General features: G+C 74.0%; 11 protein-coding genes. 9 read left to right on the forward strand and 2 right to left on the reverse strand.

Annotated features, from left to right (window positions below; translation table 11 throughout):
• The first annotated feature begins 192 nt into the window (after positions 1–192).
• The 6 genes from ACZ5DC_RS10080 to ACZ5DC_RS10105 all read left to right on the forward strand — a co-directional run bounded on the left by ACZ5DC_RS10080 (position 193) and on the right by ACZ5DC_RS10105 (position 10,723).
• Complete coding sequence (locus tag ACZ5DC_RS10080) at positions 193–1,572, forward strand: ABC transporter substrate-binding protein (RefSeq protein ID WP_468651182.1); 1,380 nt, start codon at positions 193–195, stop codon at positions 1,570–1,572.
• A gap of 70 nt (positions 1,573–1,642) precedes the next feature.
• Positions 1,643–2,923 carry a carbohydrate ABC transporter permease gene (locus tag ACZ5DC_RS10085; protein ID WP_468651185.1) on the forward strand — a complete coding sequence of 427 codons (1,281 nt, stop codon included), beginning with the start codon at positions 1,643–1,645 and terminating at the stop codon, positions 2,921–2,923.
• Positions 2,920–3,828 (forward strand): carbohydrate ABC transporter permease, encoded by a 909-nt coding sequence (locus ACZ5DC_RS10090; protein WP_468651187.1) that lies wholly within the window; start codon positions 2,920–2,922, stop codon positions 3,826–3,828. Before ACZ5DC_RS10085 ends, ACZ5DC_RS10090 begins: the two co-directional genes overlap by 4 nt.
• 152 nt (positions 3,829–3,980) lie before the next feature.
• Positions 3,981–6,188, forward strand: coding sequence for a bifunctional glycosyltransferase/CDP-glycerol:glycerophosphate glycerophosphotransferase (locus ACZ5DC_RS10095; protein ID WP_468651189.1), 2,208 nt, complete (start codon positions 3,981–3,983; stop codon positions 6,186–6,188).
• A 125-nt stretch (positions 6,189–6,313) separates the two neighbouring features.
• Positions 6,314–8,515 (forward strand): bifunctional glycosyltransferase/CDP-glycerol:glycerophosphate glycerophosphotransferase, encoded by a 2,202-nt coding sequence (locus ACZ5DC_RS10100; protein ID WP_468651191.1) that lies wholly within the window; start codon positions 6,314–6,316, stop codon positions 8,513–8,515.
• 6 nt (positions 8,516–8,521) lie between these two features.
• Positions 8,522–10,723 (forward strand): bifunctional glycosyltransferase/CDP-glycerol:glycerophosphate glycerophosphotransferase, encoded by a 2,202-nt coding sequence (locus ACZ5DC_RS10105; protein WP_468651193.1) that lies wholly within the window; start codon positions 8,522–8,524, stop codon positions 10,721–10,723.
• A 68-nt stretch (positions 10,724–10,791) separates the two neighbouring features.
• Here the strand turns inward: ACZ5DC_RS10105 and ACZ5DC_RS10110 are convergent, their stop codons facing one another.
• The gene (locus ACZ5DC_RS10110; RefSeq protein ID WP_366754441.1) at positions 10,792–11,205 is read right to left on the reverse strand and encodes an organic hydroperoxide resistance protein; all 414 of its coding nucleotides are present in this window, start codon (positions 11,203–11,205) and stop codon (positions 10,792–10,794) included.
• Between the two features lie 74 nt (positions 11,206–11,279).
• Here ACZ5DC_RS10110 and ACZ5DC_RS10115 point away from each other — a divergent pair, with 74 nt between their 5' ends.
• Positions 11,280–11,771, forward strand: a complete 492-nt coding sequence (locus ACZ5DC_RS10115) for a MarR family winged helix-turn-helix transcriptional regulator (protein WP_468651196.1) — start codon at positions 11,280–11,282, stop codon at positions 11,769–11,771.
• On the opposite strand, the gene ACZ5DC_RS10120 is transcribed toward ACZ5DC_RS10115, so the two are convergent.
• Entirely contained in the window at positions 11,719–13,197 is a 1,479-nt protein-coding gene (locus tag ACZ5DC_RS10120; RefSeq protein WP_468651197.1) for a glycosyltransferase family 39 protein, read from the reverse strand. The two genes, ACZ5DC_RS10115 and ACZ5DC_RS10120, sit on opposite strands and share 53 nt — an antisense overlap.
• Before the next feature lie 231 nt (positions 13,198–13,428).
• Here ACZ5DC_RS10120 and ACZ5DC_RS10125 point away from each other — a divergent pair, with 231 nt between their 5' ends.
• Both ACZ5DC_RS10125 and ACZ5DC_RS10130 read left to right on the forward strand, forming a co-directional pair.
• Complete coding sequence (locus ACZ5DC_RS10125; protein WP_468651199.1) at positions 13,429–14,700, forward strand: glycosyltransferase 87 family protein; 1,272 nt, start codon at positions 13,429–13,431, stop codon at positions 14,698–14,700.
• Positions 14,701–14,744: 44 nt separating this feature from the next.
• Positions 14,745–16,361: a glycosyltransferase family 2 protein gene (locus tag ACZ5DC_RS10130; RefSeq protein WP_468651201.1), complete on the forward strand. Its 1,617-nt coding sequence runs from the start codon at positions 14,745–14,747 to the stop codon at positions 16,359–16,361.
• The last annotated feature ends 304 nt before the right edge of the window (positions 16,362–16,665 follow it).

Below are 16,665 nucleotides of genomic sequence, written 5' to 3' on the forward strand. Positions count from 1 at the left end.
CCGGCCGGCCCCCGGCCCGCGTGCCGTCGAAGATCCGGGGGCATGCACCCCTGGTCACGAGCCGGTCACGATGAGCCGGTGGACACCGCAGGCGCTCTTGCCCACCCGTCGCGGCCCGGCGTACACCGGACCGCACGGGACAGAGTTCTGACGTTCAACAACGTTCAACGGAGAACGACGAACGGGGAAGTGATGCGCAGCAAGAGCAGCACGTTCCGGTCACACAGGGCCGTCACCACACTCGCCGCACTGCTGGCGGGAGCGCTCGCGCTCTCCGCCTGCTCCGGCGGGGACGACGACAAGAAGGACAACGGGGACAAGAGCAGCGGGGGCACCGGCTCCACCGTCACACTGCCGAAGCTGGACGGCGCCCACCTGGAGGTGGCCGCCGTCTGGACCGGCGGGGAGCAGGCCAACTTCAAGAAGGTCCTGGCCGAGTTCGAGAAGCGGACCGGCGCCACGGTCACCTTCGTTCCCGCGCAGGACCCCATCATCAATTTCCTCGGTTCGAAGATCGCCGGTGGCCAGCCGCCGGACGTGGCGCTGCTGCCGCAGCCCGGCGCGATCAAGCAGGCCGTCGAGAAGGGCTGGGCCAAGCCGCTCGGGGCCGGGGCCCGGCAGGAGCTGGCGAAGAACTACTCGCAGGGCTGGCAGGACATCGGCAAGGTCGGCGGCAAGCAGTACGGCGTCTACTACAAGGCCGCCAACAAGTCGCTGATCTGGTACAACGCCAAGGTCTTCGAGAACGCGGGCGCCCAGGAGCCGAAGACCTGGAAGGACCTGCTGACCGCCGCGCGGGCCGTGTACGACTCGGGTGTCACCCCGTTCTCGGTGGCCGGCGCGGACGGCTGGCCGCTGACCGACTGGTTCGAGAACGTGTACCTGTCGCAGGCGGGGCCGGAGAAGTACGACCAGCTCGCCCAGCACAAGATCAAGTGGACCGATCCGTCGGTGAAGCAGGCACTGACCACGCTCGCCGAGATCTGGGGCAGGAAGGACTATCTGGCGGGCGGTCAGAAGGGCGCGCTGCAGACGGAGTTCCCGCAGTCGGTCACCCAGACCTTCACCGGCGGCGACCAGCCCAAGTCCGCGATGGTCTACGAGGGCGACTTCGTGCAGGTGAACATCGGTGAGACCAAGGCGAAGGTGGGCACGGACGCCAAGGTGTTCCCGTTCCCCGCGGTCGGCGGGGGCGCGCCGGTGGTCTCCGGCGGTGACGCGGCGGTGGTCCTGAAGGACTCCAAGGCGGCACAGGCCCTCGTCACCTTCCTCGCCTCGCCGGACGCGGCCACGATCCAGGCGAAGCTCGGCGGCTACCTCTCGCCGAACAAGAACGTGCCGCTCTCGGCGTACCCGAACGCGGTGCAGCAGAAGATCGCCAAGGCGCTGATCGCGTCCGGTGACGACTTCCGCTTCGACATGTCCGACCAGGCCCCGCAGGCCTTCGGCGGGACGCCCGGCAAGGGCGAGTGGAAGGACCTCCAGGACTTCCTGAAGAACCCGAAGGACGTGGCGGGCGCCCAGGCGAGGCTGGAGAAGGACGCGGCCGCGGCCTACGGGAACGGGGGCTGATCCGGCCATGGCGTCGGCAGCGGCGGCCGGGGCCCCACCGGGCCCCGCCGCGCCCCGCAGTCGCAAGAGCGTGACCGGCACCCGCAGGACCGTGGCGGCGCTGTTCCTGCTGCCCGCGCTGGTGCTGCTGGGCGCGCTCGTGGTCTACCCGATCGGGTACTCGCTCGTCCGCAGTTTCTCCAACGCCTCCGGTGACGGCTTCGTCGGCTTCGACAACTACAAGACTCTCTTCACCGACGACGGCATCCGCACCGCGTTGAAGAACAACGTCCTGTGGGTGGTGTTCGCGCCGACGGTCTCCACCGCGCTCGGCCTGGTCTTCGCGGTGCTGACCGAACGGGTGCGCTGGGGAACGGCGTTCAAGCTGGTCGTCTTCATGCCGATGGCGATCTCCATGCTGGCCGCCGGGATCATCTTCCGGCTCGTGTACGACCAGGACCCGGACAAGGGCGTCGCGAACGCGGTGTGGGTCGGCGTGCACGACACGTTCGCGCAGTCGTCGGCGTTCCCGAAGGCGCACCCGGGCCGCGAGTCGCCGCTCGTGGCCCAGGGCGGGGGCTTCGTCACCAAGACCGCCGTGCACGCCGGGCAGCCGGTCGCCCTGCCGCTCGTCGGCGTCGCCCCGGACCGGTTGCCGGGCGACGCGAAGAAGGCGGCGGCCGCGCGGCCCGAGGCGGGGAAGGTCACCGGCACCACCTGGCAGGACTTCACCCGCGGCAAGGGCGTCGGCAAGCTCGGCGCGCCCGACCCGTCCGAGGTGGGCTACGCCGGGATGCGGATCGAGGCGGTGAAGGACGGCCGTGTGGTCGCCTCGACGAAGGCGTCCGGCGACGGCACCTTCACCCTGCCCGCGGCGGCCGACGGGGCTCTGCTCCGGCTGCCCGCGAGCAACTTCAAGGAGCCGTACAACGGGGTCGACTGGCTCGGCCCGGCGCTGGTCACCCCGGCGATCATCGGGTCGTACGTGTGGATGTGGGCGGGCTTCGCGATGGTGCTGATCGCGGCCGGGCTCGCGGGCGTGCCCCGGGAACTGCTGGAGGCGGCACGGGTGGACGGCGCCACCGAGTGGCAGGTGTTCCGCAAGGTCACGGTGCCGTTGCTGGCACCGGTGCTGGCGGTCGTCGTCGTCACGCTGATGATCAACGTGCTGAAGGTGTTCGACCTGGTGTTCATCATCGCGCCGGGCTCCTCCCAGGACGACGCGAACGTGCTGGCGCTGGAGCTGTACCGCAAGGGCTTCGCGGAGAGCCAGCCGGGCATCGCGAGCGCGATCTCGGTGTTCCTGCTGCTGCTGGTGATCCCGGTGATGCTGTTCAACATTCGTCGGCTCAGGCGGGAGGTGCGGCGATGACGGCGACCGCCGGACGCATCGGGAAGGCCGATCCGGTCGGGACGGTGAAGGCCAGGCAGTCGGTCGCCGCCCGGATCACGGAACGGCTGGGCGGCGGACTGGTCCGCGTGGTCCTCGTCCTCGTGGGCCTGTTCTGGCTGGTGCCGACCATCGGCCTGCTCGTCTCCTCGCTGCGCACCCCGCAGGACATGAGCGCCCGCGGCTGGTGGACGGTGTTCACCGAGCCGTCCCAGCTCACCGTGGACAGCTACCGGAAGCTGCTGGAGAACCCCGACATCACCCACTCCCTGGTGAACACGGTGCTGATCACGGTCCCGGCGACCGTGCTGGTCGTGGTGATCGGGGCGCTGGCCGGGTACGCGTTCGCGTGGATGGAGTTCCCGGGCCGGGACTGGTGGTTCCTGGGCGTGGTGAGCCTGCTGGTGGTGCCCGTGCAGGTGGCGCTCATCCCGATCGCCGAACTGTTCGGCAAGCTCGGCCTGTTCGGGACGATCCTCGGGGTGATCCTGTTCCACACCGGCTTCGGCCTGCCGTTCGCGGTGTTCCTGCTGCGGAACTTCTTCGCGGAGATCCCGCGCGAGCTGCTGGAGGCGGCCCGGCTGGACGGCGCCGGCGAACTCCGGCTGTTCGCGCGGGTGGTGATGCCGCTCGGCGGGCCGGCCATCGCGAGCCTCGGCATCTTCCAGTTCCTGTGGGTGTGGAACGACATGCTGGTGGCGCTGGTGTTCACCAAGTCGGGCACCCAGCCGATCACGGTGGCGTTGCAGACGCAGGTACGGCAGTTCGGCAACAACATCGACGTGCTGGCGCCCGGCGCGTTCATCTCGATGGTGATCCCGCTGGCCGTGTTCTTCGCGTTCCAGCGGCAGTTCGTGTCCGGGGTGATGGCGGGCGCGGTCAAGTAGCCGGGGAGGGACATCTCGGGGGGCGGGCCGCCCGCGGCCCGCCCCTTCGCGTTCCCCCGTCGTCGCCCGAATGCCGCACGGGGCCGTAACCAAGTCACTCCATCGGCCGTTCCCGGGCAGAACGCCCGCGCCGACCGACCCATGGATGTCCAGTGCCCAGGTTCAGTGTCATCGTCCCCGCGTACAAGGTCCAGGCGTACCTCCCCGAGTGCCTGGACTCGGTGCTCTCGCAGTCGTTCCCCGATCTGGAACTGATCGCCGTGGACGACCGCTCACCCGACGCCTGCGGCGCGGTCATCGACGAGTACGCGGCCCGGGACGCGCGCGTGAAGCCCGTCCACCTGGCCGTCAACCAGGGGCTGGGCCGAGCCCGGAACGCGGGGCTCGCCGAGGCCACCGGCGACTACCTGGTCTTCCTGGACGGCGACGACACGCTCACCCCGGACGCGCTGCGGGCGGTGGCCGACCGGCTGGAGGAGACCGGCGACCCGGACGTGCTGGTCTTCGACTACGCGCGCACCTACTGGGACGGCGCCCGGGTGCGCAACCAGCTCGCCGCCGAGCTCGCCGAGCAGGGCCCGGCGCCGTTCCGGCTGGAGGACCGGCCGGGGCTGCTGCGGGTGCTGATGGTGGCCTGGAACAAGGCGTACCGGCGGGAGTTCGTCGCCCGGCACGGCTTCACGTTCCCGCCGGGCTACTACGAGGACACCCCCTGGACCTTCCCGGTGCTGCTGACGGCCGAGTCGCTCGCCACCCTGGACCGGGTGTGCGTGCACTACCGGCAGCGCCGGCGAGGCAGCATCCTCGGCACCACCAGCCGCAGCCACTTCGACCTGTTCGAGCAGTACGACCGGGTGTTCGCGTACGTCGAGGAGCGGCCTGAACTGGCGTGCTGGCGCCCCGAGTTGTACCGCCGGATGGTCGACCACTACGCCGTGGTGTTCACCAGGCGGGACCGGTTGCCGCGCGGCAGCCACGGCGAGTTCCTGCGCCGGGCCCGCGTCCACTGCCGCCGCCACCGCGTGCCGGGCACGCGCCTGCGGCTGCGGCAGGGCCTGGTCCGCTTCGGGCTGCACCGCACGTTCCGGGCGCTGCGGCTGGCCGCGGCCGTCCGCCGGCGCGTGCCGAGGGGGGCGCTGAGGCTCGCCCGCGCCCTGCGCACCGGCGCGCTGCGGCTGCACTACGGCGTACAGCTGCGGCTGCCGCTGCGGTCCGACCGCGCGGTGTTCGCCGCCCGGGAGGGGTACGGCGACCCGGCCGCGCTGGAGGAGGCGTTCCGGGCGCACGCCCCCCGGCTGCGGACGGCGTGGGTCGCCACGCCCGGGGGCGCGGTGCCGCCGGGTCCGCGGCGGCTGACGCCCGGCACCGCCGCCTACTGGACGGCGCTGGCCCGCTCCCGCTACCTGGTCAGCGACGCCCGCTTCGAGCGGCGGCTGCGCAAGCGGCCCGGGCAGGTCGTCGTGCGGGCCCTGGAGGGCACCCCGCTCGGGCACGCGGGCCTGGACCTGCTGGAGCGCCCGGCGGCGGCCCGCGGCCTGGACTTCGCGGAGCTGCTGCGGGACGTCGACCAGTGGGACTACGTCCTGTCCGGCAACCGGCACGCCACCCTGACCTGGGAGCGGGTCCTGCCGGGCGGCTACACCACGCTGGAGTACGGGCTGCCCCGCAACGACGTCCTGCAGCGGGCGACCGCGGCGGACGTGGCCCGGCTGCGGGCGTCGCTGGGCGTCCCGGAGGGCGCGGTCGCCGTCCTGTACGCGCCCGCTCACCGCGACCACCGGCGCACCCAGCAGCCCCTGCTCGACCTGGAGCGGATCGTGCGCCGCCTCGGCCCCCGCTTCGTGGTCCTGGCCCGCGCCCACGCGCCCGCCGGTGGCACCCGGGTCGTCGACGTCTCCGGCCACCCGGACCTGGCGGAGCTGTGCCTCGCCTCGGACGCGCTGCTCACCGACTACGCGCCGGTCCTGTTCGACTACGCGAACCTGGACCGGCCGATCGTGGTGCACACCGAGGACTGGGCGGCGTACGAGGCGTGCCGTGGCGCCTACTTCGACCTGCGCCGGTTCCCGCCGGGCGCGGTGGCGCGCAGCGAGGACGAGCTGGTCGACATCTTCGCCTCCGGGCACTGGCGCGGCTCGCGCTCGGCTCAGCTCCGGGCCGCGTTCCGGGAGCGGTTCTGCCCGTGGGACGACGGGCACGCCGCCGAGCGGGTGGCGCGGCGGGTGGTCCTGGGCGAGACGGAGCCGCCGCCGGCGGTGCCCCTGGCGGACCGCGCTCCGGCCCCGTCGTCCTGCGCGCGCTCCCCGCTGGCCACCGTGCCGCAACCTTCCGGCCCCGTCCCCGTCACCGAGAGCCGCTGAACGGCGTTGGTCATACCGGGAGTTCCCATGCCCCTCGGCTCGACGCGGCCCACCCCGAGCCGGCCGTCCACCTGGCGTCCGGCGGGACGGCCCGGCCGCGTCCGCAAGACGACAGAAAGAACAGAATGCCCCGTTTCAGCATCATCGTCCCGTCCCACGGGGTCACCGGCCGGCTGTCCCAGGCGCTGGACTCGGTCCTCGGCCAGTCCTTCGGCGACCTGCAACTGATCCCGGTCTGCGACGCCCCCGACGCCCCGGCCGCCGAGGTCGCCGCCGGGTACGCCGAGCGGGACTCCCGGGTGACCCCCGTGCACTCGCCGCCGTCCGCCGGGCTGAGCGGGGCGCGCAACGCCGGCGTCCGGGCGGCGACCGGCACGTACCTGCTGTTCCTCGACGGCGACGACCTGCTGCTGCCGGGCGCGCTGGCGGCGCTGGACGCCCGGCTGTCCGAGACGGCCGGCGTGGACGTGCTGTACGCCGAGCACGAGCGCGCCCCGTGGTGGGAGGGCGAGCCGACGAACCCGGCCGCGCCGCTGCTCGCGGGGGCTCCGAAGGGCGCCTTCGCCCCCGCCGACCGGCCCGCGCTGACCGGCGTCCAGCTGCCCGCGTGGAGCGCCGTCTACCGCCGCGCCTTCCTCGCCGAGCGGGAACTCGCCTTCCCCGAAGGGCACTTCACCGACCTCGGCTGGGGCGGGCTGGTGACCGTCGCCGCCGAGCGGATCGCGGTGCTGCGCCGGACCGTCGTACGGCACCGGGTGCGCCGCCAGGGCAGCCGGCTCAATCTGCCCGGGCCGCACCAGCACACCCTGCTGGACCAGGTGGAGCGGGTGCTGACGCGGGCGGCCGAGCGCGCCCTGCCGGCCGAGCGGACGGGGCCGCTGTTCGACCAGCTCTTCACCGTGGTGCTGAAGACGGCGTCCCGGCCGGAGCGGCTGCTCGCCGGGCACCGGGCGTTCTTCCGCCGGGCGGCCCGCCTCTACCGGCGGCACCGGCCGGCCGGCCACCGGGTGCCGGGCGGCAGCCTGGGCGTGCAGCACCGGCTGCTGGCGGCGGGCGCGTACACGGCGTTCCGCGCCCTGCGCGGCGCCAACCGGGCGGCCGGCGGCGCCACCGGCCGGCTGCCCCGCCCGCACAGCGTACGCACCCGGCTGCGCTACGCCCGCGACCTGCGCCGCCCGCTCGACCCGAACCTCGCGGTGTACTGCGCCTACTGGGGCCGCGGCTACGCCTGCAACCCGGCGGCGATCCACGCCAAGGCCCGGGAACTCGCCCCGCACATCCGCTCGGTGTTCCTGGTCGAGGCCGGCCAGGAGCACGCCGTGCCGGGGGACGTCGAGTACGCGGTGATCGGCTCCCGCCGCTACTGGGAGGTGCTGGCCCGTGCCACGTACCTGATCAACAACGCCAACTTCGCCGAGGGCGTCGTCAAGCGGCCGGGCAGCGTGCACGTGCAGACCCAGCACGGCACCCCGCTGAAGACGATGGGCGTGGACCAGTCGACGTACCCGGTGGTGGCCGCGCGGTCCGGAAGCTTCGCCAAGCTGCTCGGGCGGGTCGACCGCTGGGACTTCAACCTGTCGTCCAACCGCCACTCCACCCAGATGTGGGAGCGGGCCTTCCCCGGCTCCTACGAGCACCTGGAGTACGGCTATCCGCGCAACGACGTCTACTACACGGCGACCGCGCGGGACGTGACCCGGATCCGGCGGGAGCTGGGCGTCCCGGAGGGCAGGACGGCCGTGCTGTACGCGCCGACCCACCGCGACCACCACAGCGGCTTCGAGCCCGGCCTGGACCTGGAGGCGTTCTGCGCGGCGGCCGGCGAGGACGTCGTCGTGCTGCTGCGCGCCCACTACTTCTACGACCGGGGCGGCGTCCGGGGCTCCGGGCGGATCATCGACGTCACCGCCCACCGCTCCGCCGAGGACGTGTGCCTGGCCGCGGACGCGCTGGTCACCGACTACTCGTCCATCATGTTCGACTACGCCAACCTGGACCGGCCGATCGTCGTGTACGCCGACGACTGGGACGTCTACCGGGAGACCCGGGGCGTCTACTTCGACCTGATGGCCGGGCCGCCCGGACCGGTCGCCCGGACCCCCGAGGAGCTGGCCGCCGTCTTCCGCGACGGCTCCTACGCCGGCCCGGAGGCCCGGGCGCTGCGGGCCGCGTTCCGGGAGCGGTTCTGCCAGTTCGACGACGGGCGGGCCGCCGAACGGGTCGTGCGGCGGGTGCTGCTCGGCGAGCCGCCGGAGGCGGTCCCGGCCGTGATCCCGCTCGCGGAGCGCATCCCCGCCCCCGCCGCCGCGACCCTCGTGAGGAGCTGACCCGCCGTGCCCCGCTTCAGTGTGATCGTGCCCTGTTTCAAGGTGCAGGGGTTCCTGCGCGAGTGCCTGGACTCGGTGCTCGGCCAGTCCTTCGGCGACTTCGAGCTGATCGCCGTGGACGACTGCTCCCCGGACGGCTGCGGCGCGATCCTGGACGAGTACGCCGAACGCGACCCGCGCGTGACGGTGCTGCACCTGCCGGAGAACGTGGGCCTCGGCCGGGCCCGCAACGCGGGCATGCCGCACGCCACCGGCGACTACCTCCTCTTCCTTGACAGCGACGACACCCTCACCCCGGGCGCGCTGCGGGCCGTCGCCGACCGGCTCACCGAGGCCGGGGACCCGGACGTGCTCGTCTTCGACTACGCGCGCACCTACTGGTGGGGCGGCACCCGGCGCAACGTCCTCGCGCACGTCCTGGCCGAGGCCCCCGGCACGTTCGCCGTCTCGGAGTACCCGCAGGTCCTCGACCTGCTGATGGTGGTTTGGAACAAGGTCTACCGGCGCGAGTTCGTCACGGAGCACGGCTTCGCGTTCCCGCCGGGCTACTACGAGGACACCCCCTGGACGTTCCCGGTCATGCTCAGCGCCCGCCGGATCGCCGCCCTGGACCGGATTTGCCTGAACTACCGGCAGCGCCGGCAGGGCAACATCCTGTCCACCACCAGCCGCAAGCACTTCGACATCCACGACCAGTACGAGCGGGTCTTCGCCTTCGTGGCCGAGCGGCCGGAGCTGGCGGCCTGGCGGCCGTACCTGCACCGCAAGATGGGCGAGCACTGCCTGGACATCCTGGCCAAGCCGGACCGGCTGCCGCCCGCCGACAAGGCCGAGTTCTTCCGGCGTACGGCGGAGATGTTCCGCAGGCACCGGCCGGAGGGCGCCCCGGTGGACGGCGAGGTCGCCGTGCTGACCGGTTCCTGGGCCGGGTACCGGGTCAGGCGGCAGGCGGCGCGGGCCGGGCGGGAGGCGGCCCGGCGGGCGGAGCGGGCGCGCCGGGCCGCCGCCGCGCGGGCCCGCACCGGCTGGACGGCCCTGCACGCCCGCCGGCCGCTCGACGAGAACCTCGTGGTCTACTCGGCGTCCTCGCACCGGGGTGTGCTCGGCGACCCGGCGGCCGTCCACGCCGCCGCCCGGGAGATCGCCCCGGGGCTGCGGGGCGTGTGGGTGGTGCGGGACGCGGAGACGGCCGCGGGGCTGCCGGCCGACGTCGAGCACGTGATCGTCGGCTCCCGGCGCTACCTGGAGGTGACCGCGCGCGCGAAGTTCTTCGTCAACGACGTCAACTGGCCCGGCGGCCTCGCCAAGCGACCCGGCAGCGTGCACATCCACACCCATCAGGGCACCCCGCTGAAGCACCTGGGCGCCGACCTGCTGGACAAGCCGGGCGCCCGGCTCGGCTTCGACGTGCCGCAGATGCTGCGCCGGGCCGACCGCTGGGACTACAGCCTGGTCGCCAACCGCCACTCCGAGCTGGTCTGGGAGCGGGCCTACCCCTGCCACTTCACCTCGGTGCGCACCGGCAGCCCGCGCAACGACGTGCTGGTGAACGGCGGTCCCGGCGATTTCCGGGAGCGGCACGGCATCCCGGCGGACCACACGGTCGTGCTGTACGCGCCGACCCGCCGGGACTACCGCCGCGGCGGGTACGTGGAGCGGTTCGACCTCGCCCGGTTCGCGGCCGACCTCGGCGAGGGGCACACCCTCGTGGTCCGGCTGCACCCGTCGCTGGCGAACGGTCACGCGCGCGGCATGGGCCTCGCGGAGCTGGCCAGGCGCGGGGTCGTGGTGGACGCGACCGACGAACCACGGCTGCCGGACGTGCTGCTGGCGGCGGACGCGCTGGTCACGGACTACTCGTCCGTCATGTTCGACTACGCCAACCTGGACCGGCCGATCGTGGTGCACGCCGACGACTGGGCCGCGTTCACGGCGAGCCGGGGCACCTACCTCGACATCACCGCCGAGCCGCCCGGCCATGTCGCGCGCTCCTACCGGGAGCTGGCCTGGCTGTTCGCCTCGGGCGGGTGGCGGGACGAGGAGTCGGCGCGGCTGCGCGCGGACTTCCGTGCCCGGTTCTGCGCGTACGAGGACGGGCGGGCCGCCGAACGGGTCGTACGGGCCCTGCTGCTGGGCGAGCCGATGCCCGCCCCGGTGCCGCGGATCCCGGGCCAGGCGGCCTCCCCGGACGCGCTGACGTCGGCGTAGCGGGGACGCTCAGGGACACGTGAGGGGGCCGCCCCGGCCGGGGCGGCCCCCTCACGTGTGCGCGGTGCCTACTCGACGACCAGGTCGACGTCGATGTTGCCGCGGGTGGCGTTGGAGTACGGGCAGACCTGGTGGGCGCTCTCGACGAGCTTGCGGCCGGTCTCCTGGTCCAGGGTGTCGGGCAGCTCGACGCGCAGGGTCACCTTCAGCCCGAAGCCCTCGCCCTGCTTGCCGATGCCGACCTCGGCGGTGACGGACGCGTCGCTGACGTCGACCTTGGCCTGGCGCCCGACGAGTCCGAGGGCGCTGCCGAAGCAGGCGGCGTAGCCGGCGGCGAAGAGCTGCTCGGGGTTGGTGCCCTCGCCGTTGCCGCCCAGCTCCACCGGCGGGGCCAGCTTGAGGTCGATCTTGCCGTCGGAGGAGACGGCGCGGCCCTCGCGGCCGTGGGTGGCGGTGGCGACAGCGGTGTAGAGCGCGTCCATGAAGACCATCCCTCTGGGGTGTGCGGTTCGTTGCGAGCACCAGTAGAGCACACAACTGAGTTGCGCACAACTAAATGGACCGCAAGAGCTATCCTGGACCCATGACCTACACGGAGTGGCTGCGACTGGACCGCCAGATCTGCTTCTCGCTGCACGCGGCGTCCCGCGCCTTCAACGGCGTCTACCGCCTGATCCTCAAGGACCTCGGGCTCACCTACCCCCAGTACCTGGTGATGCTGGTCCTGTGGGAACAGGGCGACCTGCCCGTCAAGAAGCTCGGCGAACAGCTCCGGCTCGACTCCGGCACGCTGTCCCCCCTCGTCAAGCGGCTGGAGGGGGCCGGTCTGGTGCGGCGCGAGCGCAGCGCGCAGGACGAGCGCTCGGTCCGGGTCCACCTCACCGAGGAGGGCACGGCACTGCGCGAGCGGGCCCTGGAGGTGCCCCCGCGGATCATGGCGGCGACCGGCCTCGACCTGGCGGAGGTCGTCGACCTGCACGCCCGCCTGGAGCGGCTCACGACGGCCCTGGACGCGGCGGCGGAGGCTGAGGCGCGAGCAGCGGGCTGACCGGGCGGACGTACAGCCGTACGGTCACCGGGCCCCGCACGGTTTCGTCCTGGCAGAGGAACTCCCGCCCGAGCACGTCGGTCTTCGCGCGCTCGACGGGACCGGCCGGCGCCGCGCGGCCGGTGAGCAGCTTGCGGTCCGCCACGACCCACACCCGCTCCACCCGCGCCAGCCTGCGCCGCACCTCCGCCGGTCCGGCCTCCCTCCCGTACAGCGTCCCGGACCCGGCGGCCCCCGCCACGAGCGCCACGTCCCGGGCCCCCCGGAACGCCCCCGGGTAGGTGAGCGCCACGTTCCGCGCCGACGCCGGCACGAACAGCACGGGATCGCCCGGCTCCACCCCGCGCGCGACGGCGCGGGAGACGGCGCCGAGATCGTCCGGCCGGCTGCCCGGGTCGCGGTCCTGCCGCAGGAGCGGGAACTGGTGGAGGAGGGAGAGGGCGACGGCGAGGACTCCGGTGAGGGGAACCGCGGGGGACTGCGTGAGCGGCCACCGCCCCACCGCGCCCGCCACCCGCTCGGCCCCCGACGCCACCAGCAGCGGCGCCCCCGACAGCGCGTAGAGCACGTACCGGTCGACGTACAGCGGCGAGAACTGGGACGCCAGCATCAGCACCGCCGGCGGCACCACCACCAGCGGCAGCGCCACCCCGGCACACGTCGGTTCCCCCCGCCGCCCCACCAAGCCGACCAGCCCCACCACGGCCAGCGCCAGACACACCCAGAACACTTCGTCCGTCGGCCCCAGGAACCTGCGCAGCAACCTTTCCGCTGTGTCCGCCGTAGGCGTGCGCAACCAGGCCACCTGCGCCGACTGCCCCCGCGAGACCACCACCATCGGCACCAGCGCGGCCACGACCGCCGCCGCCGCGCTCCCCCACCTCCGCCACACCCGCGCCCCGGCCCGCGCCAGTGCCAGCGACACCGCGTGGGCGAGGAGCAGCAGCACCGCGAACTCGTGCAGCCAGCAGGTGAGTCCGAGGACCGCGCCGTACGGCCACCACGACCCGCACCGCACGGCCCGGACGAACAGCAGGGTCGCCGCGGTGGAGCCGGCCGCGACCAGGGCGTAGGAGCGGCCCTCCTGCGCGTAGTGGCCGGCCATCGGCGAGACGGCGTAGAGCAGCCCGGCCCACAGGCCGACCCGCGGCCGGGCCAGCCGGGCGCCGAGGGCGGCCACCAGGCCCGCCGTGAGGGTCGCCGCGCACACCGACGGCAGCCGCAGGGCGACCTCGCCGGGATGGACGGCGAGGACCGGCCGCAGCAGCAGGTAGTACAGGCCGTGCACCGCGTCCACGTCGTGCAGCAGGAGCCAGATCCGCGGCACCGTACGCCGCCCGACCTGGAAGCTGACGGCCTCGTCGCGCCACATGCCGCCCCGGTCCAGGCCCCAGAGCCCGAGCGCGAGCATCACCAGCGCGGGCACGCCCACGACGGCGGCCCGGTGGAGTCGGGTGGGCCCGAGTGTCCCGTGCGGGGGGTGGCTCGTTGCACCTGCCGGTACGTCCGTGGTCGTTCCAGCCGCCCGACGCGACTGCGGTTTCGCAGGAAGCCCGACGTTCACCCTGGCCCGATCTCTTGCGATTAGCCAATATTTGCGGTCTTTGACGGCGTATCAACATGAATACACCATCCGTACCGCTTAGGCTCCCATGTGATGAACCGCCTCCGTGTCACCCCCGGCCCGGTCCTCACCCTCACCGCCCTGTGGCTCGCCACCCGCGCCCTGATGCTGTGGCTGCTCGTCCACGGCGGCGCCCCGCTGCTGGGCGGCGGTTCGGTGACCCGTGAGGTGTGGCGGCTGTACTTCCGCTGGTACGGCGTCCTCGCGCACGGTTCCTTCCCGGTGCACGACACGCTGTGGCAGTACCCGCCGGGCGCGGGCGCGGTGCTGCTGGCGCCGGGCCTGCTGCCGGGCCTGACGTACTTCGAGGCGTTCGTGGCGCTCACCCTGGCCGTGGACGCGCTGACCGCGCTCGCGCTGCTCCGCGCGGGCACCCGGCCCGGACGGAGCCCGCTCGGCGCGGCGCTGTGGACGGGCGGTCTGCCGCTGCTGCTGCACATGCCGCTCGCCCGGTACGACGTGCAGGTCACCGCCCTGGCCGTGCTGTCCCTGCTGGCCTCGGCGCGCTCCCCGCGCGCGGGCGGTGTGCTCGGGGCGCTCGGCGCGCTGGTGAAGGTGTGGCCGGCGCTGGTGCTGCTGGGCACGCCCCGGGGCCGGCCGACGCGCACGGCGTGGGCGTGGGCGACGTGGGCCGGGGCCGCGTGCCTGGCCGTGCTCGCGGCCCTCTTCACGCATCCGCTGTCCTTCCTGCGGGAGCAGGGCGGCCGGGGCGTGCAGATCGAGTCGCTCGGCGGTACGGCGCTCAACCTGGCCCGGCACTTCGGCTGGCCGGGCCGGGCCCGCTACCAGTACGGCGCGATGGAGATGACCGGCCCCCACGTGCACGCCGTCGCCACCGCCTCGCTGGCGCTGACGGCGGTCTCCTTCGGGCTGCTGGTGCTGTGGCGGGTGCGGGCGCGCCGCTGGAACGAGGCGACGCCGTACGACGCGGCGCTGAGCGCGGTGCTGCTGTTCACGGTCACCAGCCGGGTCATCAGCCCCCAGTACATGATCTGGCTGATCGGGCTGGCCGCCGTGTGCCTGACCTCGCGGCACACCGGCCAGCGGCCGGTGGCGGTGCTGGTCCTGCTGGCGTCCGCGCTGAGCACGGTGGCGTTCCCGATGCACTACCGCGAGGTGATCGACGGCAGCTGGGCCGGGTGCCTGCTGATGCTGTCCCGCAACGGGCTGCTGACGGCCGCCGCCGTGCTGTCCTTCGTACGGCTGTGGCGGTCCACGCGGCCGCGGGCCGGGCAGCCGGTGCCGAGCACGCAACCCCGGCCCGGTTCCGACCGTCTTCCGGGGCGAGTACTGAGCGCCTCTTAACGGCGTATTACCGAGTCTCCCTACGCTCCCGGCCCGTGGACCCCATGCATCCAGCACCGCGTCAGACGCGTCCGGCCCCGGCGGCTCAGGTCACCGTGGTCGTCATCGGCTACAACGACCGCGCCCATGTGGGCGAGGCCGTGCGCTCGGCGCTGGCGCAGGGGCCCGCGGTCGCCGAGGTGATCGCCGTGGACGACTGCTCCACCGACGGCAGCGACACGCTGCTCGCCGGGCTGGCCACCGATGAGCCGCGGCTGCGGGTGGTGCGCCGGAGCGTGAACAGCGGCGGCTGCGGCAGTCCGCGCAACACCGGGATCGACGCGGCGACCGCGCCGTACGTGATGTTCCTGGACAGCGACGACGTGCTGCCGCCCGGCGCGGTGGACGCGCTGCTGACGGCGGCCACGCGGGCGCGCGCCCAGGTCGCGAGCGGCCTGTGCGTGCGCCGGGAGCTGCCGTCGGGGCGCGAGCAGCCCTGGCAGGCGCCCCTCTACACGGCGCACACCGTCCTCGCGCGCCCCTCGCAGCACCCCGGGCTGGTCCAGGACACGCTGTGCGTCAACAAGCTGTACCGCACCGGCTTCCTGCGCGACCACGGCATCCGCTTCCCCGAGGGCCGCTTCCTCTACGAGGACTTCGTCTTCACCGCGCGCGTGCTGGCCGCGTCCCCGCGCGTCGCCCTGATCCCGGACCGGGTCTACGTCTGGCAGGTACGCCGCTCGGCCCGGCGGCCGTCGCTCTCGCTGGACCGGGGCGGCATCGGGAACTGGACGGCGCGTGTCGAGGCGTGCGCGCAGGCGTACGGCATCCTGCTGGACGCCGGGCAGAAGGAACTGGCGCGGGCGGCACGCGCCAAGTTCCTCGACCACGACCTGCGCATGTACGCGCGCGAGCTGGGGCTGCGCGACGCGCGGTACCGGCGTGCCTGGTGGGCGCACACCCGCGCGTACCTCGCGCGCTACGACGCGGCCGGCCGGGAGCTGGACCCCGCCACCCCAGGTGGCCTGCTCGCACGGGTCGTCCTGGCCTCCCCCGAGCCGCGCGACCTGCCCCGCCTGCGGGAACTCGCCGCCCAGCCGGCCCGTCTGCTCCCGCCGTACGCCCGCGCCCCCGAGGGCGGCCCGGTCTGGTCCGCCGACCTCCCCGAGGTCTCCCTGGCCCCCCTGCTGACCGGGCCCGTCGCCGCGCTCCCGCTCGCGGTCGACGCGGAACTGCGCCCCCGCCCGGGGGCCTCGCTGCTGCGCCTGCGGCTGCACGAGCTGTACGGGAAGGTGGCCGAGGCGGGGCTGCCCGAGGTGGACGTGGAGTGGCACGCGCGCGAGGACGGCCGCGGGCGCGGGCACACGGCGGTGACGCTCACGCCCTCCGGCCCGGACGGCTGGTCCGCCGAGGTGCCCGTCGACCTGGCACGGCTCGGCCCGGGCACCTGGGACCTGCGTCTGACCCTCCGCTTCCCGGACGGCACCGGGCGCGAGACCACGGCGCACGCCCTCGCGGGCGCCGGCCGGCTGCGCCGGCGCGCCGTGCCGAGCGCCCTGCACGGCGTGCTCCTGGCACAGCCGTACGCCACGCACTCCGGCGCGCTGGCCCTGCGGGTGGCCACCGGCCTCCGGGGCGTGCTGGCCGTGGCCCGCGGCCGACTGCGCCGCCTGCTCCACTGACACACGACGGGTACGACGGGTGCGGCGGGTGCAGTGGCGTCCGCAGGCGGCGCGGTCGCGGAAGTCCCGCTGCCGGGAACCGGGCCCTGCACCGGCCACGGGCCCGCCGTAGCTGCTCGCACGGTCCCCCGCGCCCCTCCCGGGCGCCTCAGAGCGCCTTCAGCGCACCCGCCCTGCGGGCCTGCTCCACTGACACACGACGGGTACGACGGGTGCGGCGGGTGCAGTGGCGTCCGCAGGCGGCGCGGTCGCGGAAGACCCGCCGCCGGGAGCCGGGCCCTGCACCGGCCACGGGCCCGCCGTA

The sequence above is a fragment of the Streptomyces sp. NPDC031445 genome, from assembly GCF_055581365.1.